Below are 21,048 nucleotides of genomic sequence, written 5' to 3' on the forward strand. Positions count from 1 at the left end.
TCATAATAAAATCCTGCCAATAATTCTAACGGTAATTCATCGTAAAGGGAACTTTTTTTGTTCTCCATAAAGCACCTCCTCATTCTACAATAAAACTAGCATACATATTTGTAATAAAAACATAAGGGGTTTTAAGGGGAGCTTTCAAGCTAGGGAAACCCTGAATTTGACCGAATACAGAGTTTTTTTGTATTTAATAACATGATTGATGAATCACTGTTTCCTATTCGGAAGAAGCTAGCTGTTGCATAAAATAGGGGATTTCTTCTATGTACTGTTCCGGGTATTGGCCCCACCTACGCCAGATACTATGACGGCCACGCATGCCATCCAACCTATTATCATCATAAAAGAAAGCGCTTACATTGTCAAGAATTTCATTTGGAAATACGAGCAAAAACCTCTTGGTATGATAAAAGGATGACAGGCTGATAGGATGAAGGGGCTAAAATTAACAAAATCAGCAGATTTATTATTTTAATAATATCCAAAAAAGAAAATGTTGTATTTCACAAAAATGGTTGAGCGCCGTTTAAAGCTAAAAAATTTCCGAAATTGTCGGTATAGCATTGTTACACCCGTTCGTAAAAGTACAATTTTGCGAACGGTTCGATTTCTTTATAAAACAGCCAGTTTTCACGTTCATTTAAGTGCGAAAACAGTTTACGAACGTTCACGAACTCATATTCACTTTTACGAACTTCCTGAAAGTATTGCCGATACATAAAATCCATTTCACAGAAAAACATATAATAATAAAGGTTCTGGGGGCCAAAGAAAGTATTCTCTATATGATAAGCCGAAAAAATCAACAAGCTAAAGGTTGCGGAATTCCGTCGCGAGCGGATATGGCCAAAGCACGAGCTGACCAAGCTTACGATCTTGAAACGGCCAGATCTAAACAGGAAGTAACAGAGCGAGGAAAAAGAAATCCTTCGCCGTGAAAAGCAATATGATACAGAAGTGAAGAAAAAGGCGGATGCCGACCGTTATGCGGTAGAGCAGGCAGCCTCTGCGAACAAGATGAAACAGATAACAGAAGCGGATGCCGTTAAGTATAAAATTGAAGCCATGGCGAAAGCGGAACGTGTTCGGATGGACGGTCTTGCTAAAACGGACGCACAAAGGGCGCAAGGTACGGCAGAAGCGGAAATTATCCGGTTAAAAAGGGTAGCAGAGGCAGAAGCCTATCAGAAGATCGCTGAAGCTTTTGAACAGTTTGGACAAGCGGCCGTAATGGACATGATTTTGAAAATGCTGCCGGAGTATGCAAAACAAGTGGCAAGTCCGCTTAGTAATATAGACAAGATTACTGTAGTGGATACAGGTGGAAACGGTGTGAATGGCGGGGCTAATAAAGTGACTGGATATGCAACGGATTTAATGGCAACATTGCAGGAGTCATTAGAGGCATCTTCGGGAATTGAAGTCAAAGACTTGCTTGAGAATTTCTCGGGAAAGCAGAATTTATCATTTCCACCATCAACCAGGAGAATGTCGAAGCGAACATGAATATGGCAGCAGCGAAGGAAGTGTAACAGGGGAAAATAAAATGAAGGAAGGTAAGAGCTACTTGTATGCTCTTACCTTTTTTTGAATCGTGTTCATTTAAATAAGGAATGATCAATTTATCTGGCCTATTATACTTAAAAAATATGGTCGTCATACTCGGTTTTTAAGTCATTTATCAGCTTTTGTTTTTGGTGGGAATGATGAAAGCAATTAAAGTAAAAGGAAGTGAGAGTTCACCCTTGTCAAAAGCCAGTTATTGTTCTCGAAAAAATCATTGCATCTGGTCGTGAGAAAAGTGTTTATTTGATACAGGTATTTTAGTATTGAGGGACTGTTACATGCCCTAGCTTGATGGGCATGTGGCGGTATACCTTTAACATCATTTTTCTTTTTTTGTATGAGTTTTTTTTGTGCGACGGGTAGTTGCACATTTGCAGGAAACAGCAAGATATAACTTGGATAACAAGTCTACCATCAGTAAAAAAGGGAGCTTGTTTTAAAACAAACTCCCACTTATAATAAATTATTGGTTCTACAAGGTTGTGTTAGTTTTTTTTTGCAGGAAATCCTCGGTCGAAATTACATTGGCATACATACCGTTAAGTGCACTGACAAACGCATAATGAACCTGTTCAGCTGGAACGACCTTATCTTGATAAGATAAGTCTCTGGTCGCACATGCATCTTCAATAAGTGTAGTTTCAAAGCCTAGATCCACTGCAGCTCTGACTGTGGCATCAATGCACATATGCGTCATCATACCTACAATCACTAGCTTGGTTACTCCTTTTTCTTTTAATTTGCTTTCTAATTCAGTCTTTAAAAAACTGTTAGGGAAATGTTTTATGATAATGCTTTCGTGTTCTAATGGTAGAACAGCCTCATTTAGTTTAACTCCCTCCGTATTCGGAAGAAAGAAGCCTAACCCTGGATCACTTGCGATATGCTGGACATGAAAAATATTATCTTTGTTATTCTGTCTAAACCATTCAAGAACTTTAGCAGCATTAGCGGCTGCTTTTTCAGGGTTGCGTAATTCCATCTTTCCATTTGGAAAATAGTCATTTTGAATATCGACAATGATTAAAGCTGTGCTCATTTTTTCCACCTCTTTAAAAAATTTTAGTACAATATAATGATAAATGATATATTGATTTCTATCGATACTTTGATGAAACACTTTTATATCAAAGCATTTCATGGTGAAAGGAATTTATTATGGAACTTGATAACATTGATTTTCAAATCCTTCGGTTATTATCTGAAAATTCACGTATTCAATGGAAAGATTTAGGTGAAAAAATTCATATGACGGGACAAGCAGTAGGAAATCGTATTAAAAAACTTGAGGAAAATGGTGTAATTAAAGCCTACTCTCTAATAGTCGATGAAATGAAATTAGGACTTTCTTATACAGCATTTGTCATTATTTATATGAAAACAGCAAACCATGATTCGTTTATACGTTTTATTAATGATAGAAATGAGATAGTTGAAGCTCACCGAGTATCGGGAGAAGGCTGTTACCATTTAAAAATAAAAGTTAACTCTCAAGAACTATTGAATCTTTTTCTTAATAAAATTCTCGATTATGGGAACTATTCTTTATATCTATCAATACAAGAGATTAAGCAACATAATCCGTTGACTGCCACAATATAATAAATATATTTTTATTCTTAGGAGGATAATGTATGCCCAATCGTCTTGAATCGTTCCAAGTATGGGATGGGCGACTGGAACAGTAGCAATGGGAATAGTCTTTTTATGTATCGTAGATCCAGAAGGGAAAGTAAAACGCTAGATGATACTTGTTTTATTAAAATACTTCCAAGAACCCTTACACCCTTACTGAACTAATAGGTGCATACTTCAAAAAGGGAGGTTGCTGAGGCAGCCTTTTTCTTTTGGAACAAAACGGGGCAGGTTAGCATTCCTGTAGTTCGTTATTTTTCAGCTTCGAAAAAAACAGGGCTCCTTAGTAAGAGATGAGTAAGACACCACTCTAACCCAAAACCTTAGGGGGAACCCTAATATGAATGTTTAAAATGCGAGATAAACAAAATCAACTAATCGAGAGAAATTCCGATAAACACCTTGTTGTTAGAGTGGATATTGCCCAACAATTACATGTGCTAGAGCAGGTGAATTTCCGTGGAATTATGTCGGAGATCCACTTGCATAAATAATGAAGATGGATTTGCTAGTTTATTAAAATGGATGGAAAAGCTTCAAAGATTAAATAAACTTGAGGTAGCCATCGAGGAAATGAAACCTACAGGCCATTACTGGATGTTCCCTTTGCATTTGTAATCTTTTTATCTATAGACTCCAATCAAGTAACAGCATTGGTTTATAAAGTGCAGTTACGCCCACCAAGTTTTGCACGAACTAATGTAAGTATTCTTGGGGTACACCTTCCAGAACCATCTTCTTATTGGATATACGATAGCTATGAAGGTTTTGCTTTTATACCAGACGAAATTAGTTGGCGTTTCAGGCTTTATCTTTCTCCAGAAAAAGATAGTCCAACTTGGGCTGGAAGATTTGATGAAATTACAGCGAAAATGGAAAATGTAGAAGTGCAGGTGCGTCTCTCTAATTCAAAAACAAGAAGTAATATCAACTACTGTAAGTAGCAGGTTTTTTATCAACGATCAGCTGATAGAGTTCCTGTTCTTGCTCCTCTGTCAATTGACAAGGTCCTCCAGGAGATTGTCCGGGAACTAGGCCATTTAATCGGTTAGCTCGATAGCCAGTATATAATTGTACAGCGTTTGCTGGGTAGATCCTATCATATCGGCGATTTCCGCATAGTTTCGACCCTTTAAAATAAATCAAGATACATTGGTAGCGTTAAAACATCCGTAAATCTTTTAAACCGTGCAAGCATTTTTTTATTTCTTGGATTTCTGGGTTAAGGGTTCCTTTTGAATGGTTTTCATCATTTGACTACCTCCACATAGGTATGATTGGTTACCTATAAGAACTAGACAAACATTCCCAAAAACCTTTAATTCCATTTATATAGTGATTGATCACACACTAAGATTATTGTATTTCTAACTCTTTGACAGTTTCGCCTTCAATTAATATTGGTTGATAATAGGTTTCGTTTGGTAAATCCTTCTTTCCTTGTAATTTCTTAATGACCCAATCAGCTGCATCATGTCCCATATGTTCTTGTGGGTGTGTCAATGTCGTTAGTTTGATATTAGCATTTTTCGCAATATAAGAATTGTCTTGGCCAATAATTGATAATTGTTCGGGAATAGAAATATCAAGTTGTCTGCATACATTTGCTACTTCCAACCCTACCTCGTCGTTATAGCAAACAATGGCAGTCAACACGTCTCTATTTTCATTTAGGAACCCTTTCAAGTTCGTGTATAGGTCTAGCTTCGTTTCTGTAGTATACGAAAGCAATTGCTCTGGTTGAAAGCGTAATTTGGCTTCTCCAAGTGCTTTTATATATCCCTTCATTCGATACTTTCCTTGTAAATCATCCATTTTCGAAATGAGTCCAATTTGGGTGTGTCCTTTCGAAATCAATTCTTTTGTTGCGAGATAGCTTGACTGCACATCATCTAGGCAAAAGAAAGGAACCTCTAATTCTTCATAAAAAGCGTTGATCATGATGAATGGAACCTCTTGTTCCTTAAACAATAGGTAGTAAGCGATGTTGGGATTGTATAGATTGCTTTTTGTAGGTTCAATAATCAAACCATCCACGCCAAATGACAACATCATTTCCAAGGCTTTTTTTTCTTGTTCGACATCATTATTTGTACTGGCCAATAGTAACGAATAATTATCTTCATTCAATCTTCTTTCAATTCCGCGGATAATAGAAGGGAAAATATAATCAGAAATGTAGGTCGTGATTACACCGATCGTTTTATTTTTGGAATTGCCACCAGATTTTGATTGATATTGGTTACTAACATATGTACCAGATCCTTTTTCACTTCTTAAGAATCCCTCGTTTGATAATTCTAAAATGGACTTTCGTACAGTGTGTCGGCTAACGTTGTACATTTCTTGCATGGCGGTTTCAGTAGGGATTTGTTCCCCTACACTATATTCACCTGTAAGGATTTTATTTTTTAAATCATCAATGATTACCTGATACTTTGGTTTCATTAAACCTCACTTCTTTCATAGTTGTTTGCATTCTAATTAAATGCTTAAAATATTTGTGCGGACATATTTTAACATAGTTTTGATTAAATTAAAACAAATCGCCTTAGTTTTTTGTATAAATTATTGAAAAGTTATAAATTCCTCCTATTTACCACTTAGGTTTTATGTCATATAAATTCCTTTATTCCTATTTTACTAACTTTATGGTGAGGATGGAGGGTTTTCCTCGGAAGTTGTAAGTATAAATATTACTGACTGTTGACAAATGTACGTACAAAAAATATAATATGGTTGTTAATAAATTTAAGCGCCTCCTTTTTATTGAAAGCGCTGTCAGGAGGGGGATTAACGTGCAAACGAATCGATTAAAAATTAAACAAGCGATTACCGAGGGAGAAACTTCACTTGGAATTGAGTTTGGATCCACACGTATTAAAGCGGTGTTGATTGATAATCGTTATGAAACAATCGCATCTGGAAGTTATGAGTGGGAGAACCTCTTAGAAGATGGAATTTGGACGTACAACTTAGTGGATATTATCACTGGTCTGCAAACAGCTTATAGTGAAATGAAGCAAGAAGTTGAACGAAATTACGGAATTACAATTCGGAAAATAGGTTCTATTGGATTTTCTGCAATGATGCATGGGTATATGGCTTTTGACAGTACAGGGGAGCTACTTGTTCCGTTTCGAACTTGGCGTAACTCAACAACTGGTGTTGCAGCAAAAGAATTAACTAATCAATTTCAATTTAATATCCCTGAACGATGGAGTATTGCTCACCTTTATCAAGCAATATTAAATGAAGAGAAACATTTGCCTCGCATTGATTGTATTACGACTTTGGCTGGATACATTCACTGGTTATTGACGGGTAATAAAGCAATTGGCATTGGAGATGCTTCAGGCATGTTCCCAATTGATGAATCAACGCAAGATTACAATGAATCAATGGTCAAGCAGTTTGACGATTTAATTGCGTTGAAAGGTTATCCTTGGAAGCTAAAAGAGATTCTCCCTAAAGTCTACATATCTGGCGAGCAAGCGGGTGAATTAACCGAAATTGGAGCGAAAATCCTGGATAGATCAAGAAATTTACAAACAGGCACTCCAATTTGCCCACCAGAAGGAGATGCTGGAACTGGAATGGTTGCTACTAATAGTGTGAGGAAACGTACCGGAAACGTCTCAGTAGGAACTTCCGTTTTTGCCATGATTGTACTAGAGAAAGAACTTTCAAAAGTATATCCAGAAATTGATTTGGTAACTACACCAAACGGAAGTCCAGTTGGAATGGTTCACGCGAATAACTGTTCAAGTGATCTTAATGCTTGGCTGGGATTGTTCCGTGAATTTTCTGAGGCAATGGGACAAAAGGTTGATACAAATAAATTATTTGAAGTAATGTTGAATAAGGCTTTGGAAGCGGATCCAGATGGTGGAGGTTTGCTTAGCTACGGTTATTTCTCAGGTGAAAATATCACAGGATTAGAAAAAGGGCGACCATTATTTGTACGCTCGCCTGAGAGTCATTTCAATTTAGCAAACTTCATGCGGACGCACCTTTTTACTGCTTTCGGTGCTTTGAAAATCGGAATGGGTATTTTGACAAAGGAAGAAAATGTTGCAATTGATCGTATTTTGGCTCACGGTGGTTTATTTAAAACCCCTCTTGTTGGACAAAAAATTGTTGCCGCTGCAATGAATACTCCAGTATCAATTATGTCAACAGCAGGAGAAGGCGGCGCGTGGGGAATGGCGATTCTTGCATCTTACATGATGAATAAAGATCAAAAAGAAAGTTTAGAAGACTTCCTCGACAAAAAAGTATTCGAAGAGGTTGATGGGCAAGAAATTTATCCTGATCAAGTAGATGTTAAAGGATTTGAAGCATTTATTGAAAGATACAGGAAGGGTTTAGTGATTGAGCAGGCCGCTGTAGACAATTTGATGTTATGAGTGGAAAACTGGAGGGATTGACGTGTTAGAACAACTGAAAGAAGAGGTATTTCAAGCAAATTTGGACTTGCCTAAATATGGACTCGTGAAATATACATGGGGAAATGCAAGTGCCATTGATCGTGAAAGTGGTTTATTTGTTATCAAACCTAGTGGTGTTGATTACGAAACGATGAAAGCCAGTGATATGGTTGTTGTTGATTTAGATGGCAATGTTGTTGAAGGAGAGTTGAGGCCTTCATCAGATACAGCGACTCACGCAGTACTTTATAAGTATTATCAAGAAATCGGCGGCATTGTGCATACTCATTCAACTTGGGCAACAATCTGGGCTCAAGCAGGCCTTGATGTTCCAGCGATGGGGACCACTCATGCAGACACATTTTACGGATCCGTCCCATGTGCCCGATACCTAACACAAGAGGAGATTGATCGTGGGTACGAAGTGGAGACTGGGAAGTTAATCATCGAAACATTTGAAGATCGTGGGTTAGACATTTTAGCCGTTCCTGGTGTCTTACTTCATGGTCATGGTCCGTTTACTTGGGGCAAAGATGCAAAATCCGCCGTAATGAATAGTGTGGTGTTGGATGAAGTTTCGAAAATGAATTTATTTACACGGGAATTAAATCATTTTGCAAAAGAATTACCACAAAATATTTTGGATAAACACTATTTACGAAAACATGGAAAATATGCTTATTACGGTCAAAAGTAAGATTAACTCTATCAATTTACCAAACCATTAGAATGAAGAAAAGAGGATTATTATGTTAACAACAGAAAAAATGGAATTTTGGTTTGTCGTAGGATCACAACATCTATATGGGGAAGAAGCGTTAGCAGAGGTCAAGGCGCATGCACAAACGATAACCGATGAATTAAATGAAAGCGGTATTTTACCTTATCCAGTTGTATTGCAAGATTTAGCTGTTAGTGCAGATAAAATCACAAGCATCATGAAAGAAGTCAACTATCGTAACGAAGTTGCCGGTGTCATCACTTGGATGCATACTTTCTCACCTGCAAAAATGTGGATTCGTGGAACAAAATTATTACAAAAACCATTGCTTCATTTAGCAACACAATTCAATGAAAGTATTCCTTGGGCAACGATTGATATGGACTTTATGAACCTAAACCAATCCGCTCATGGTGACCGTGAATATGGTTTTATCAATGCCCGTTTGAAAAAACAAAATAAAGTTGTTGTAGGTTATTGGGAGCGCCCTGAAGTGCGACAGCAAATTGCACAATGGATGGATGTAGCGGTTGCTTATAACGAAAGCTTCAACATTAAGGTCGCTCGCTTTGGAGACAACATGCGCAACGTTGGAGTAACCGAAGGGGATAAGGTTGAAGCCCAAATCCAATTTGGGTGGACAGTTGACTATTTTGGAATCGGAGACCTTGTTCAATATGTAAAGGCGGTTACTGATGAAGAAATTAATGCTTTATTTACAGAATACGAAGGCCTTTATGAATTTGATTATGGTACCTACAGTAGGGAAGATTGGGAGAAAAGCGTAAAGGTACAGGTAAGCTATGAAATTGCGATTAAACGTTTCCTTGATGATGGTGGTTACACGGCCTTCACAACGAACTTCGAAGATTTATATGGGATGAAACAACTTCCTGGTCTTGCCGTCCAACGTTTGATGGCACAAGGATATGGCTTTGCGGGTGAAGGAGATTGGAAGACGGCAGCACTTGATCGATTGCTGAAAGTGATGAGCCATAACCAATCAACTGGCTTTATGGAAGATTACACATATGAATTAGCTGCTGGACAAGAATCCATCCTTCAATCACATATGCTTGAAGTCGACCCATCTTTAGCAAGTAACAAACCAAAAATTGTCGTATCTCCATTAGGTATAGGTGATCGTGAAGATCCAGCACGTTTAGTATTCGACGGCAAAGCAGGAGACGGTGTCGTTGTTTCCATGGCTGACTTTGGTACAAACTATAAACTTTTGATTAATGAAGTTTCTGCATTTGAGCCAACTGTTCCAGCACCAAACCTTCCAGTGGCCCGTGTACTTTGGGAAGTGAAGCCAAACTTCCAAGATGGAGTGAAAGCTTGGCTTGAGAATGGTGGCGGTCACCATACAGTTGTTTCATTGAACTTAACAACAGACCAAATCATAACCTATGCAAAACTTGTTGGTTTGGAATACGTAGTTATTAAGTAATGTCTCTCCCCTCCTAGGAGGCTCTGCTTCCTAGGAGGGAAGAAATAGGTACTCCAGAAGTTGGAGAGTGGAAATAGTAACCATTAGTATGATCCCTTTATTCGTAAGCGTGTTCGTGGTTTTCAGGAAAAAGATGAAAGCGTTTTAATAGCACAATAACGACACAGAATTCATCCTAATAAATAATTTTTAGGATGAATCTACTAGCATATATTTGTAGTTTGAAAACACTATTATTATTTTCTTAGAAAGCTCTCAATATTTTTAGTAGTGGGATTTTTTAAAAATATAATTTTAAAACCTTGAGGAGGGAATTTTAATGGTTAATGAAAAGAAAATCTCAAGTGGATTCATTTATTTTTTTGGGGCTTTTGGAGGCATTCTCTTCGGTTATGATATCGGCGTTATGACGGGTGCTTTACCTTTTCTGCAACATGATTGGAACCTTCAAAACAACCCTGGTGCTATTGGCTGGATTACCTCTTCGTTGATGTTTGGAGCTATTTTTGGAGGTGCCCTGGCCGGACAACTTTCTGATCGTTTAGGACGGCGCAAAATGATTTTAATATCTTCTATCATTTTTGCTGTTGGATCCATTTTGGCAGGAATATCCCCTCATAATGGGATCCTTTTTATGATTGTTGCTCGGATTTTATTAGGGTTGGCAGTTGGTGCTGCTTCTGCATTGGTCCCAGCCTATATGTCGGAAATGGCGCCTGCACGATTACGTGGACGTCTGTCAGGAATTAATCAAACAATGATTGTCTCTGGAATGTTGCTTTCGTACATTGTTGCTTATTTATTGAAAGACTTACCAGGAACAATGGCATGGCGGTTGATGCTTAGTTTGGCTGCAGTACCTGCTTTGATCTTATTTATTGGAGTGTTAAGGTTACCCGAATCACCGCGTTTTTTAATTAAGAACAATAAAATTGATGAAGCTCGTAAGGTGTTGGGCTATATTCGCTCTAACAAGGAACAAATTGATTCTGAAATAAAACAAATTCAAGAAACTGTTAAAGAGGAAGCAAAGGTAAATCAAAAAGCATCATGGGGTACACTTTTAAGTAACAAATACCGTTATTTAGTAATTGCTGGTGTGGGTGTTGCTGCGTTTCAACAATTCCAGGGCGCAAACGCAATTTTTTATTATATTCCTATGATTGTGGAAAAAGCAACAGGGCATGAAGCCAGCTCAGTATTGATGTGGCCAATTATTCAAGGGGTTATTCTCGTACTAGGTTCATTAATATTCCTTATGATTGCTGATAAATTTAATCGCCGTACTTTATTAACAATAGGCGGAACTATTATGGGGCTATCCTTTATTTTGCCGGCAATATTGAATTTATTAATTCCTAATGAAAATCCGATGATGATGGTTGTTTTTTTAAGTATCTATGTAGCACTTTATTCATTCACGTGGGCTCCTTTAACTTGGGTCATAGTTGGAGAAATTTTCCCGCTGGTAATTCGCGGGCGTGCGTCAGGATTAGCTTCATCATTTAACTGGATTGGTTCTTTCTTGGTTGGATTGCTATTTCCAATCATGACCGCTTCGATGTCTCAAGAAGCTGTTTTTGCAATCTTTGGTGCTATTTGTTTACTTGGTGTTTTATTTATCCGGACATGCGTTCCTGAAACTCGAGGTCATACATTGGAGGAAATTGAAAAAATTGGAGAAAGAAGACAAGCTAAGGGAAAAAGTGCTTAAATTAGACCTATGAGATTTGGAGCAGAATTCAAAGAAGATATACGCAAATTGGAGAGTTAAGCATGCATTTTAAATCAGGGGGTCATAAGGGAAAATACTTCTGTAATTATGATCTACACATACACATCATGAACATGTTGATTTACTCATATGATTCCCTTTCTTAAGGCCGAAGTTGCTACTTCGGCTTTTCAACTATTAAAATGTTTGCTGAACTTTTTGTGCAATTCATGGTGTTTTAGCTTTTATTTATATGAAGGAATTTAATAGGGAAGGAGCCGAAAAAAATGAAAGCATCACAAAGCTCGTTTGGAAATGAAGCCTTGCTGTTTACTATAGAAAATGATCATGGAGTAAGAATGGAAGTTACAAACTTTGGTGCAAGAATCGTCAATCTGTTCGTCCTAACGGAAACGGGTCGTAATAATATCGTATTGGGATTTGACTCGATAGAGGATTACAAAAAAGAAACATATTATGGAGCAACAATAGGAAGAGTCGCTGGAAGAATAAAAAATGGCGAATTTTCAATTGGTGAATCACGTTACCAAACATCTGTAAATCAATTAGGGAATACATTACACGGTGGCAACCCTGGATTCGATGAAAAAATCTGGGATTATGAAGTGAAGGAGACGGATGAAAGTGCATCGATCATCTTTTCAACCCACTCACCTGATGGCGAAAATGGTTTTCCGGGGCATTTGAAAGTAAGTGTGACTTATACATTAGACAACTTAAATATTTGGTCAGTCAGCTATCAAGCAAATAGTGATAAAGACACAATTTTTAATCCGACCAATCACGTCTATTTTAACTTAACAGGACATCCCAGCAATCCAATCGATGATCATTTCTTACAAATCTTTTCTGAAGAATTTGCACCAGTAAATGACGATACCACGGTAACTGGGGAAAAGCGAAGCACAATTGGCACACCTTATGATTTTCGGACCCCAAAGAAATTAAAATCAACCTTTGAAGAAATTGACGCAGAAGTTAAAAAGGTTCAAGGAATCGATCATCCATTCTTCCTTACGTGCTCAGGACTTCATCAAACTGCAGCCAAATTAATTAGTCCTGACCAGAAAATAACAGTCGAGGTATACACAGAAGAGCCTGCGGTTGTCATTTACACTGCAAACTTTGTGAAAGGTGTGCCACTTATGCACGGAGAAAAATTAATTCAACACGGCGGAATAACGTTTGAAACCCAAGCTGCTCCAGGAGCGATTGAGTTTGAAGATTTTGGAGATATTCTTCTTTTAGCAGGCGAAATTTATACTTCCCAAACAAAATACAAAATTAAGGTCAGGACCCCACTCAGCTAAAGTTTCCAATTATTGTGTTAAAGTGTTGAATAGGTGGATTTGGTTTCGATAATTTTACATCGATTCGGCTGCTAGTTAGGATCAGCATCCGGTGCCTGTCAGAGAGATCGAGCATAGGTCGTGACATATATCGGGTGGGATTCCCGCCGAATAAGAGTTAGCCACTCACTCGAACTGAGTTTTGGAGGATAGAGGATAACTTATATCTTTAAGCGCAAACAGTTAGATAGTGGGTCGTAAACTACGATTAAAGGTAAGCCCTCATTTAAACAGCGCATATTAAATACGTAGCACCTCCTGGTACGGTACTTGTATCAATCAAAGGAGGTGCTTTTCCTATGCCGCAACAAAAATTAACGATTGTCCCCGTTACATTACATACCGAAAATAAAAAATCTTTACGATCTACTTCTTCAGAAGATCCTTTAACTAGCATTTGCAATATCAAAACGGCAAACGCTGAAATATCCTTCTATGGCGGTGTAGATGAGCAGGCTATTCAAAACATTATGAAGGAATTGAACATCTGTGAAATACGGTTATACAATGTTCAACAAAAAAGTGTGGAATGCGTTTTAAAAATAAAAAGACCTTATTTACTAAAAATTCTATTGGGCTGGAGTCCTTGCCCAATAGAAAAGGAATTTAATAACCCGATCCGGGCAGCTTCAAATAAAAATTCAATTAGATGAGGGCACGCGTGGTTCGTGTGAGTCCTTAACGTTCAATACCAAGTTTCATCTGTAATAGGCAGCCAGGATTTATTGTCATAATAACTGCGTCTCTGTGGCTTTCGTGTGCTTTATTTTTTAATCAAGAATATGCATGGCTTCATTCAAATTAATCAGTCTTTTTAAGGCACAACACCACTCATACTTATGCTATGACCATCTTTAATGAAGTTGGTAGCTTCCTTAGTAGATATTACCTTTTGGGTATAAACTTTCTACCACGATTCGTTGTTACGTTGTCATTTTTGCACCCTATTCTGTCCATGGTGAATGCAAAATGCAATCACAGAAATTTTTATTTTTATATTCCGGACTAAAATATTCAATAATATCTTCCTTCATATTGCCAAAAGTAGTTTCTGGCTTATGCTTAAAGCCCTCATAAAACGCTGGGATAATTTCCTTTTTGAAATTGTTACGTGGGAAGGCTTTTATAATTTCTTCACGCAAGTCGTCAGGGAATTGTTCAAAGCCATCTCCCATCACATCTAAACCAACACCTGAAAAGAGTAGTGCCACTTCAGACTCTTTATGTTCTGCAACGCCAGGTGTCGTATGTAACGCAATAGCATCCCATACAAGACGAATCGACTCATTTGGAATTTGATACTGCTGTAAAAAGCTTCTCGCTGCATTTGCTCCGTCTACTTCAAATCGTAAATCTGGACTGCTGAATTTTTTTGTTAAGCCTAAATCATGGAATAATGCACTAACATATAGCAACTCTAAATCATAATTATGCTTCGTTTTTTTTCCGTTGACTGCACCAAATAAAAACACACGATTTGAATGATTCCACAACAAGTCGTCCCCATGCTCGCGTAAAAGATCTGCTGCTTCTTTAGCCAATCGAGAATCTGGAATTTTAATACCTGCTACTTCTTGAAACATAATTGAAAATCCCCTTTACAATTTGATAGTTCTCATCCTCATGAACTTGTATTCATTGTAAAGAGGAATTTATCATTTATCTATCCTTTCATTTCTATGATAATAATAGATAAAAACTATAATATAGAACTTTTCAAAGAAGCTATCTCATCTTTTTCGGTATGAAAACGCAGCCTTTCGATTTCACATAATAATAACTTAATATACTTACGTGCTGCATAATTGATAAACCGATTCTTTTTCATCACGAGATAAACAGTTCTAGTCAAAGATGGTTTTTCAATGCGTTGGAAAAATAAATCCTCTGTATCATAAAATTCATATAATGTACGCGAAACAAAACTGCGGCCAACCCCATTTCGAACGAGCTTCAAGATAGATTCAATGCTAGACGTTTCTATAATAGGTTCTATCTGCCTGCCAGCCTCCAAACTCGCTTTATCAAGTATTTTTCTGCATTGATGGATATTTGGAAATAAAATAAGAGAACTGTCTAAAACATCGGAAAATGAAACCTTCTGCTCTCCATTACTTTGATTACTAATCAGGTAAAATTCTTCATCATACAACTTCGTCACCAGCAACATCTCATAACGATTGAATTCAAAACCAATACCAAAATCAGCTTGATTCTCTAAAACAGCCTTTTCCACTTGATCCGTACTTTGAACAAACACTTTTATGTTCGGATATAATTGGTTAAATTTAATACACAAAGTAGATACCAAATCAGTTATTTCTCCTGGTAACACAGCAATTTTCAATTCCCCGATTTCTACTTTTGTAAGGGCTTTAATTTGAGAAGATATACTTTGTAAGGAATTTTGAATATTCAAAGCTTCTTGTTGGACGATTTCTCCCACCTTAGTAAGTTCAATCTTCTTACCAATACGGTTAAAAAGTGCATAGCCTACATCTTGTTCAAGCATTTTAATTTGATGGCTTAAAGTTGGTTGCGAAATTCCTAATTTTTCAGCTGCTTTTGTAAAATGTAGTTCTTTACTGACCATTAAAAAATATTCTAAATGTCTTAATTCGATACTATTTCAATCCTTTCTAATGAAAATAATTATTGGCTATCTGTATGCTTCCAATAAAACAATCTAGTTATTAAGTTACTTTATTTTAAGGGATTATTCCATAATTTGGCTTGATTGCTGGATACAATTAAAAAACACCAGTAACTATCTTTTATTTTGGTTCATAAATAGCTCTCTATGATGTTGGATAACTTGTCGGGCTTGCTAAACAGAAATCACGTTCTATTTGTTACTACAAAATTGAAGCAGCAATTAGACGTGATTTAGGGATTTTGATTGTATAGCTCCCCATAAATTCCTTATTTTATAGGGTGGAAGTTATTTTATTTTTAATCGTAATTAATTCACTATTAGAAAAATTCACCATTGACATGTTCATTTATTAATAATTGTACCTTTTTAGATGTCAGTTTACATAATAAAATATCACATATAATACTTAAAATTTGAGATAGCCGCAAATTACAAAGGCTTTATCAAGGAGGCGCTAAATCATGTATATCCCTAAACATTTTCAACTCAAGGATGAAGAAATAATTTATGATTTTATCGAAAAGTACAGCTTTGCCACTTTATTTTCTCAACACAATGGAGAACCATACGCTACCCATCTTCCACTCACGTTAAATAAAGGTGAAAGTGCTTTATATGGTCATTTTGCCCGACCAAACGAACAATGGAAGGATATGGAATACCAACAAGTTCTTGCGGTTTTCCAAGGTCCTCACTGTTATATATCTCCGTCTTGGTATGAAACAACGATGGCAGTTCCTACTTGGAATTATGTCTCTATCCATTTATATGGAAAGATGGAGATTGTCGAAGATCAAAAAGTCATATTCGATTCTCTAAATGATATGGTAAACAAATATGAAAGTCCAGTTAGCCCATACAATTTAAACGATGCAGATTCCAGATTTATCGAAGGAATGAGTAAAGGGATTGTAGCATTTAAAATAAAGATCACAAAAATTGAAGCGAAAGCTAAATTAAGTCAAAATCACCCTGTGGAACGTCAAGGATTAATTATTAAGCATTTGGAAAACACTTCTCAACAAGATAATCTACAAATAGCATTTCTAATGAAGAAAAATCTACAAAAATAAAAGTTATTCGACTTTGTCTTGTTCAACTAATGTCGTAGATTTGTTGAATAATTAAGCCTAATTTCAGATGGAAATTAGGCTTCAATTTATTTATTAAGAAACAAGCTTTAGACCTACAGCTGCCCTTAATAATATCCTGATAAAAACCACTTATTCTAATCTTTGGGTTATCTGTATAAGGTCATTCCAAATATTGCTCCACCTGACGCACCAATTCCCGTCCATAGTCCATAAGCTGTCCCCATAGGAAGTGTTTCCATTGCATAGGATAAAAATATGAAGCTCGCTCCAAATCCAATAACTAATAAGGCTAGGGATTTTTAAGGTCCCTATGAAGATTATTTTTACAACACCAAACATCTCAAGTAAAACAGGATAAAACAGCTACAATTCGTTTGTTCAAAGAATTGTGGAGTTATTCTTTGAACCATGCCTTTTTTAAGAGTTTCACACCCACATCAATTTCATTGGAAGAAAGATTACTGAAACCTAGTTTAACCATTGGTCCGCCGGTGTTATTTTTAATGAAGTAGAGGGACGTAGGATACACCGTAACGCCATGAAAGGAAGCTTGTTGAATTAACCATTCTTCTGAATGCTTCAGATGTACTTTGACTAATACGTACAAACCAGATTGTTCACCAATAATGGATATATTTTGAGCGAATTGCTCTTTTAATGCGGATACTAAGTGCTGCATTTTTCTTTTATAAACAAGGCGCATTCGTTTAATATGCCGATTCCATTCTCCCTCTTCCATAAGTTTAGCCATCGTTAGCTGGCTAAGCAGGGAGGTAGTAGCTTCAAAATGAAGAAACTTATTTTTAAACCGATTTAATAATGGCTGTGGCAAGACCATATAACTTAAACGAATTCCCGGAAGAAAGGACTTCGAGAAATTCCCTAAATAAATGACTCTTGCTGAATCAATGGAGGCAAGAGCAGGAAATGGTTTTTGTGTATAGCGAAATTCACTATCATAATCGTCTTCTATAATATATCCACGCATCTTGTTAACCCAATGAATAAGGATTTGCCGTTGTTGAATAGACATACTTACTCCTATTGGACTTTGATGGGAAGGGGTTACATAGATTAATCGTGATTTCATTTGTTCTAATTGTGAAAGCTCAGCACCTGTTTCATAAACAGGCAAAGTTTCAAACATAAAACGATGGAATTGAAAAGCTTCCCTAGCGCCGTCGTAACCAGGGTCTTCAACTATAATACTCTGGAATTCATCCTTCAGTATATGTCCAAGGTATACAAGCATTTGTTGGGTACTGCTTCCGATAATAATTGCATTTGCATTCGTTTTCACTCCGCGTGATTGGAATAAATATGTGGCGATTTGTTCGCGCAGGCATTCTTCCCCAAATGGTTCTCCGTATCGAAAGCTATCCTGTAAGGTTAATACTTGATTAGCAATTCTCCTCCAAATTTTTAGTGGGAAATGTGCTTGATCAACGGCATCTGCCCTGAAATTAACTACCGGTGGTTTCTTGGACTCAGTCTGCTTTTTATTGTATGAGGTTAATGGCTCCTGAAATATTAGGGGTTCTAACTCATTTGCAAAATAACCTTTTCTGCCCTCTCCACGAATATATCCTTCAGCAACAAGTTGTTCATATGCCAGTAAAGTTGTATTACGGCTTACATGTAAGGAATCTGCAAGTTGACGAATGGAGGGTAATTGCTCATTCGCCAAAATGTCTCCTTGTTCAATATATGATTTAAATTTCTCGTAGATTTGTTTGTATTTTGGGGAGTTATCATTAAAAGTGAAAATGGTATTATTCATTTGCATTCCCTCTGACATGTATATTTTTTTATTATTGTACCTTTTTTCATGTCAATTTGTATCATATTATTTTTCTATCGGATATTTATTTTTAATCCTTATATTTTTAAAAACTCAAATACAAGTTGAAAGGATGATTATTGTGTACATTCCTAAGCAATATCGTATGAAAAATGAAGAGGCAGTTCAAATTATGAAGTCTAACCCGTTTGCCTTATTGATTACTGTTGATGAACATCGTCCCATGGCTACTCATATTCCTTTGGAAATTCGGGAAGATGGAGGGAAAATCTATGCGACTGGGCACATTGCATACGGAAACATGCAGAAAAAAACTTTAGAAAATAATAGTGATGTGTTACTGATTTTTCAAGGGCAGCACGCTTACATTTCATCAAGTTGGTATCAGTGCGAAGAGGTTCCTACATGGGACTATCTAGCTGTACATGCGTATGGATCAGCACGTGTAATCACTGAAGACGAGCTGATTTCCTCCTTGGATACTATGCTTAATCACTATGAGTCTCACCGAGAAAATGGTCGGACCTGGGAATCGTTTGATCCAGAGTTGCTTAAGAGTGAAATGAAAGGAATAGTTGGCTTTGAAATTGAAATCACATCTATTCAAGCTGCAGCCAAAATGAGTCAAAATCGTAATGACACCGATTACAAAGCGATTATTACAGAGCTTGAAAAATCAAATGAACAAGGGGAAATTCAGGTTGCGCAATGGATGCGTGGGCAACGGAAAGGGTGAATTGAATGATTGGCATATTACTAGGGTTTGCTGGTGGCACCCCTAAAAGTAAAAATGGTGTTTATCACATTTTAAGGGAAAGCAAAGGTAAGTCAAAACCATTCCTTACACAGACAAAAGCTCATTATAAAACAGTTGGAACTTCCTTTTCTAAATGAGCAACAAATCGCCTCCTTGATGAAAGCGAACCTATAAAAAAAGTGTAACCTGGCGTTCACCATTCAAGGAGGAGCCTAATAAATCATGTGCAAAATACAACAAGGAGTTGCATTTTATGGAGTTTTCAAATATTTGGCTATTTGTAATTACTGCTGCTACATTGTTAATAATACCTGGACCAGCTGTGTTGTATATTATGGCAAGAAGTATAGATCAAGGGAAGAAAGCGGGCATAGTATCAGTTCTTGGTGTATCTCTTGGTGGTTCTGTTCACGTTTTAGCTGGAGCAATTGGAGTTTCTGCGATCCTTATGACATCAGCAACAGCCTTTAATATCGTTAAATACTTGGGTGCTGCTTATCTTATCTATTTGGGGTGTAAGACTTTATTTTCTATATCCGATGGAACGACTTCAGAAATTCCAAAAGCCCCTCGTAAAAAGTTATTAAAGATATTTTACGAATCAGCACTCGTAGAAGTAATGAATCCTAAGACAGCACTCTTTTTTTTAGCCTTCTTTCCGCAATTCATATCACCTTCTGCTGGATCGGTCACAATACAATTTTTGCTTTTAGGAATTATATTTATTATCCTAGCTTTTATTAGTGATGGTCTGTATGCAGTTCTTGCAGCAAGTATTAGAAAGCGGATTCTGGGCAGTGATGTGAATTCTAAGTTACAGAATCGGATAACTGGTTATTTATATATTGTTCTAGGGGTATTCTCTGCCTTTGCGAGCCCCTCCAAAACATAAGAGTGTTTGATGAAATTCATCGAGTTGTTACATAACAAATATCGATTCTACTAAGACAATAAGTAAAATGAAATGGAGAGATATTTTATGTCTAGCTTTATCATTGAAGATGATTTTTGGTTGTTATTCCCTCATGCAAAAATAGGCACCGTTATTTGCCAGGGGATTGATAATTCTATAAAGGACTTTGAATTCTACGAGAAGCTGCTGCAGGAGGCAGAGAAAGAAGCACATAAATTTCTCCGTCTGGAGGAATTCAGTAGTAATCCAGTCATATTCGTTTGGCGAGAAGCTTTTCAGAAATTCAAAACAAAGAAAGGGGCAAGGTGTTCCATTGAAGCTTTATTAAAAAGAGTGAAAATTGGCAATCATATCGGAACAATAAACCCGCTTGTTGACATCTACAATTCAATTTCATTGCGTTATGGGCTTCCATGCGGTGGAGAAGATATCGACACTTTCGTAGGCGATATTCGGCTAACGCAGGCAAATGGAAACGAACCGTTTATCCCATTGGGAAATGATGAAAATGCTTCACCATATGAAGGTGAAATCGTTTATAAAGATGATGACGGAGCAATATGCAGATGCTGGAATTGGCGTGAAACTCTGAGGACGATGCTAACAGAAAATACGAAAAATGCATTTCTCTGTATTGAATTAATAGATGAAACAAGAAGTGATGAGTTTCATATGGCGCTAAAAGAATTGTCTGATTTAGTGTCACATAAACTTGGTGGTATTGTGAAGGTTGAAGTGTTAGATATTAATAATAGGCAAATTACAATCTTTGATTAGTCAAATATCGTAAAAATGATACTTTGTCTGCAAATGTTATGGAATTCGATTCATAGTACGAATTATCCAATGTTTTCAATGCGATCAAGATTTAAGATAAGTGATAATTGTATTTTCGTGAATCCAACTATGAAACCCAGTAAATTTATGAATCG

The 21,048-nt window shown here is 36.8% G+C and carries 18 protein-coding genes and 3 pseudogenes; 15 read left to right on the forward strand and 6 right to left on the reverse strand.

The features are described from left to right. Positions 1-798: 798 nt before the first annotated feature. Positions 799-1,512 (forward strand): annotated as a pseudogene (locus Q8G36_RS13520) (flotillin domain-containing protein); the annotation flags it as partial. Positions 1,513-2,044: 532 nt separating this feature from the next. Here Q8G36_RS13520 and Q8G36_RS13525 read toward each other — a convergent pair. Next, on the reverse strand, positions 2,045-2,611 hold the full coding sequence (locus Q8G36_RS13525; protein ID WP_305160562.1) for a cysteine hydrolase family protein: 567 nt from the start codon (positions 2,609-2,611) through the stop codon (positions 2,045-2,047). Between the two features lie 119 nt (positions 2,612-2,730). Here Q8G36_RS13525 and Q8G36_RS13530 point away from each other — a divergent pair, with 119 nt between their 5' ends. From Q8G36_RS13530 to Q8G36_RS13540, 3 genes and pseudogenes are all read left to right on the forward strand, one after another. Continuing rightward, positions 2,731-3,174, forward strand: coding sequence for an Lrp/AsnC family transcriptional regulator (locus Q8G36_RS13530; protein ID WP_305160561.1), 444 nt, complete (start codon positions 2,731-2,733; stop codon positions 3,172-3,174). Positions 3,175-3,551: 377 nt separating this feature from the next. Then, on the forward strand, positions 3,552-3,701 hold the full coding sequence (locus Q8G36_RS13535; RefSeq protein ID WP_305160560.1) for a hypothetical protein: 150 nt from the start codon (positions 3,552-3,554) through the stop codon (positions 3,699-3,701). A 156-nt stretch (positions 3,702-3,857) separates the two neighbouring features. Then, positions 3,858-4,151, forward strand: a pseudogene (locus tag Q8G36_RS13540) (hypothetical protein); the annotation flags it as partial. 412 nt (positions 4,152-4,563) lie between these two features. Here the strand turns inward: Q8G36_RS13540 and Q8G36_RS13545 are convergent. Beyond that, positions 4,564-5,655 carry a GntR family transcriptional regulator gene (locus Q8G36_RS13545; protein WP_305160559.1) on the reverse strand — a complete coding sequence of 364 codons (1,092 nt, stop codon included), beginning with the start codon at positions 5,653-5,655 and terminating at the stop codon, positions 4,564-4,566. 350 nt (positions 5,656-6,005) lie between these two features. Between Q8G36_RS13545 and Q8G36_RS13550 the strand changes: the two genes are divergently transcribed. The 6 genes from Q8G36_RS13550 (at position 6,006) to Q8G36_RS13575 (ending at position 13,548) form a co-directional block, all read left to right on the forward strand. Further along, on the forward strand, positions 6,006-7,616 hold the full coding sequence (locus tag Q8G36_RS13550) for a xylulokinase (RefSeq protein ID WP_305160558.1): 1,611 nt from the start codon (positions 6,006-6,008) through the stop codon (positions 7,614-7,616). A 22-nt stretch (positions 7,617-7,638) separates the two neighbouring features. Further along, positions 7,639-8,334: an L-ribulose-5-phosphate 4-epimerase gene (locus Q8G36_RS13555; protein WP_305160557.1), complete on the forward strand. Its 696-nt coding sequence runs from the start codon at positions 7,639-7,641 to the stop codon at positions 8,332-8,334. Positions 8,335-8,386: 52 nt separating this feature from the next. Beyond that, entirely contained in the window at positions 8,387-9,811 is a 1,425-nt protein-coding gene (araA, locus tag Q8G36_RS13560; RefSeq protein WP_305160556.1) for an L-arabinose isomerase, read from the forward strand. 319 nt (positions 9,812-10,130) lie between these two features. Next, the gene (locus Q8G36_RS13565) at positions 10,131-11,525 is read left to right on the forward strand and encodes a sugar porter family MFS transporter (RefSeq protein WP_305160555.1); all 1,395 of its coding nucleotides are present in this window, start codon (positions 10,131-10,133) and stop codon (positions 11,523-11,525) included. A gap of 287 nt (positions 11,526-11,812) precedes the next feature. Further along, entirely contained in the window at positions 11,813-12,856 is a 1,044-nt protein-coding gene (locus tag Q8G36_RS13570; RefSeq protein ID WP_305160554.1) for an aldose epimerase family protein, read from the forward strand. 338 nt (positions 12,857-13,194) lie between these two features. Next, positions 13,195-13,548, forward strand: coding sequence for a hypothetical protein (locus Q8G36_RS13575; RefSeq protein WP_305160553.1), 354 nt, complete (start codon positions 13,195-13,197; stop codon positions 13,546-13,548). Positions 13,549-13,839: 291 nt separating this feature from the next. Here Q8G36_RS13575 and Q8G36_RS13580 read toward each other — a convergent pair whose 3' ends face one another. Continuing rightward, positions 13,840-14,478, reverse strand: a complete 639-nt coding sequence (locus Q8G36_RS13580) for an HD domain-containing protein (RefSeq protein ID WP_305160552.1) — start codon at positions 14,476-14,478, stop codon at positions 13,840-13,842. A 116-nt stretch (positions 14,479-14,594) separates the two neighbouring features. Further along, complete coding sequence (locus Q8G36_RS13585) at positions 14,595-15,518, reverse strand: LysR family transcriptional regulator (RefSeq protein WP_305160570.1); 924 nt, start codon at positions 15,516-15,518, stop codon at positions 14,595-14,597. Positions 15,519-16,012: 494 nt separating this feature from the next. Between Q8G36_RS13585 and Q8G36_RS13590 the strand changes: the two genes are divergently transcribed. Then, complete coding sequence (locus Q8G36_RS13590; protein ID WP_305160551.1) at positions 16,013-16,624, forward strand: FMN-binding negative transcriptional regulator; 612 nt, start codon at positions 16,013-16,015, stop codon at positions 16,622-16,624. Between the two features lie 150 nt (positions 16,625-16,774). Here Q8G36_RS13590 and Q8G36_RS13595 read toward each other — a convergent pair. Together Q8G36_RS13595 and Q8G36_RS13600 are read right to left on the reverse strand one after the other, a co-directional pair. Continuing rightward, a pseudogene (locus Q8G36_RS13595) lies at positions 16,775-16,944 on the reverse strand (DMT family transporter); the annotation flags it as partial. A 95-nt stretch (positions 16,945-17,039) separates the two neighbouring features. Further along, positions 17,040-18,425, reverse strand: coding sequence for a PLP-dependent aminotransferase family protein (locus tag Q8G36_RS13600; RefSeq protein ID WP_305160550.1), 1,386 nt, complete (start codon positions 18,423-18,425; stop codon positions 17,040-17,042). Between the two features lie 142 nt (positions 18,426-18,567). On the opposite strand from Q8G36_RS13600, the gene Q8G36_RS13605 reads away from it, so the two are divergent. The 4 genes from Q8G36_RS13605 (at position 18,568) to Q8G36_RS13620 (ending at position 20,893) form a co-directional block, all read left to right on the forward strand. Further along, the gene (locus tag Q8G36_RS13605; protein ID WP_305160549.1) at positions 18,568-19,182 is read left to right on the forward strand and encodes an FMN-binding negative transcriptional regulator; all 615 of its coding nucleotides are present in this window, start codon (positions 18,568-18,570) and stop codon (positions 19,180-19,182) included. Positions 19,183-19,187: 5 nt separating this feature from the next. Continuing rightward, positions 19,188-19,340 carry a hypothetical protein gene (locus tag Q8G36_RS13610; RefSeq protein WP_305160548.1) on the forward strand — a complete coding sequence of 51 codons (153 nt, stop codon included), beginning with the start codon at positions 19,188-19,190 and terminating at the stop codon, positions 19,338-19,340. A 116-nt stretch (positions 19,341-19,456) separates the two neighbouring features. After that, complete coding sequence (locus Q8G36_RS13615) at positions 19,457-20,095, forward strand: LysE family translocator (protein ID WP_305160547.1); 639 nt, start codon at positions 19,457-19,459, stop codon at positions 20,093-20,095. An 87-nt stretch (positions 20,096-20,182) separates the two neighbouring features. Continuing rightward, positions 20,183-20,893: a B3/B4 domain-containing protein gene (locus Q8G36_RS13620; RefSeq protein ID WP_305160546.1), complete on the forward strand. Its 711-nt coding sequence runs from the start codon at positions 20,183-20,185 to the stop codon at positions 20,891-20,893. Positions 20,894-21,048: the final 155 nt, after the last annotated feature.

Source organism: Peribacillus frigoritolerans (assembly GCF_030676415.1).
Lineage (GTDB): Bacteria > Bacillota > Bacilli > Bacillales > DSM-1321 > Peribacillus > Peribacillus frigoritolerans_A.

Bases quoted from the DNA above. Each gene is read 5' to 3' on its own strand.
- Q8G36_RS13525 (WP_305160562.1), bottom strand. From the start codon at position 2,611: ATGAGCACAGCTTTAATCATTGTCGATATTCAAAATGACTATTTTCCA.
- Q8G36_RS13530 (WP_305160561.1), top strand. From the start codon at position 2,731: ATGGAACTTGATAACATTGATTTTCAAATCCTTCGGTTATTATCTGAA.
- Q8G36_RS13535 (WP_305160560.1), top strand. From the start codon at position 3,552: ATGTTTAAAATGCGAGATAAACAAAATCAACTAATCGAGAGAAATTCC.
- Q8G36_RS13545 (WP_305160559.1), bottom strand. From the start codon at position 5,655: ATGAAACCAAAGTATCAGGTAATCATTGATGATTTAAAAAATAAAATC.
- araA (WP_305160556.1), top strand. From the start codon at position 8,387: ATGTTAACAACAGAAAAAATGGAATTTTGGTTTGTCGTAGGATCACAA.
- Q8G36_RS13565 (WP_305160555.1), top strand. From the start codon at position 10,131: ATGGTTAATGAAAAGAAAATCTCAAGTGGATTCATTTATTTTTTTGGG.
- Q8G36_RS13570 (WP_305160554.1), top strand. From the start codon at position 11,813: ATGAAAGCATCACAAAGCTCGTTTGGAAATGAAGCCTTGCTGTTTACT.
- Q8G36_RS13575 (WP_305160553.1), top strand. From the start codon at position 13,195: ATGCCGCAACAAAAATTAACGATTGTCCCCGTTACATTACATACCGAA.
- Q8G36_RS13580 (WP_305160552.1), bottom strand. From the start codon at position 14,478: ATGTTTCAAGAAGTAGCAGGTATTAAAATTCCAGATTCTCGATTGGCT.
- Q8G36_RS13590 (WP_305160551.1), top strand. From the start codon at position 16,013: ATGTATATCCCTAAACATTTTCAACTCAAGGATGAAGAAATAATTTAT.
- Q8G36_RS13600 (WP_305160550.1), bottom strand. From the start codon at position 18,425: ATGAATAATACCATTTTCACTTTTAATGATAACTCCCCAAAATACAAA.
- Q8G36_RS13610 (WP_305160548.1), top strand. From the start codon at position 19,188: ATGATTGGCATATTACTAGGGTTTGCTGGTGGCACCCCTAAAAGTAAA.
- Q8G36_RS13615 (WP_305160547.1), top strand. From the start codon at position 19,457: ATGGAGTTTTCAAATATTTGGCTATTTGTAATTACTGCTGCTACATTG.
- Q8G36_RS13620 (WP_305160546.1), top strand. From the start codon at position 20,183: ATGTCTAGCTTTATCATTGAAGATGATTTTTGGTTGTTATTCCCTCAT.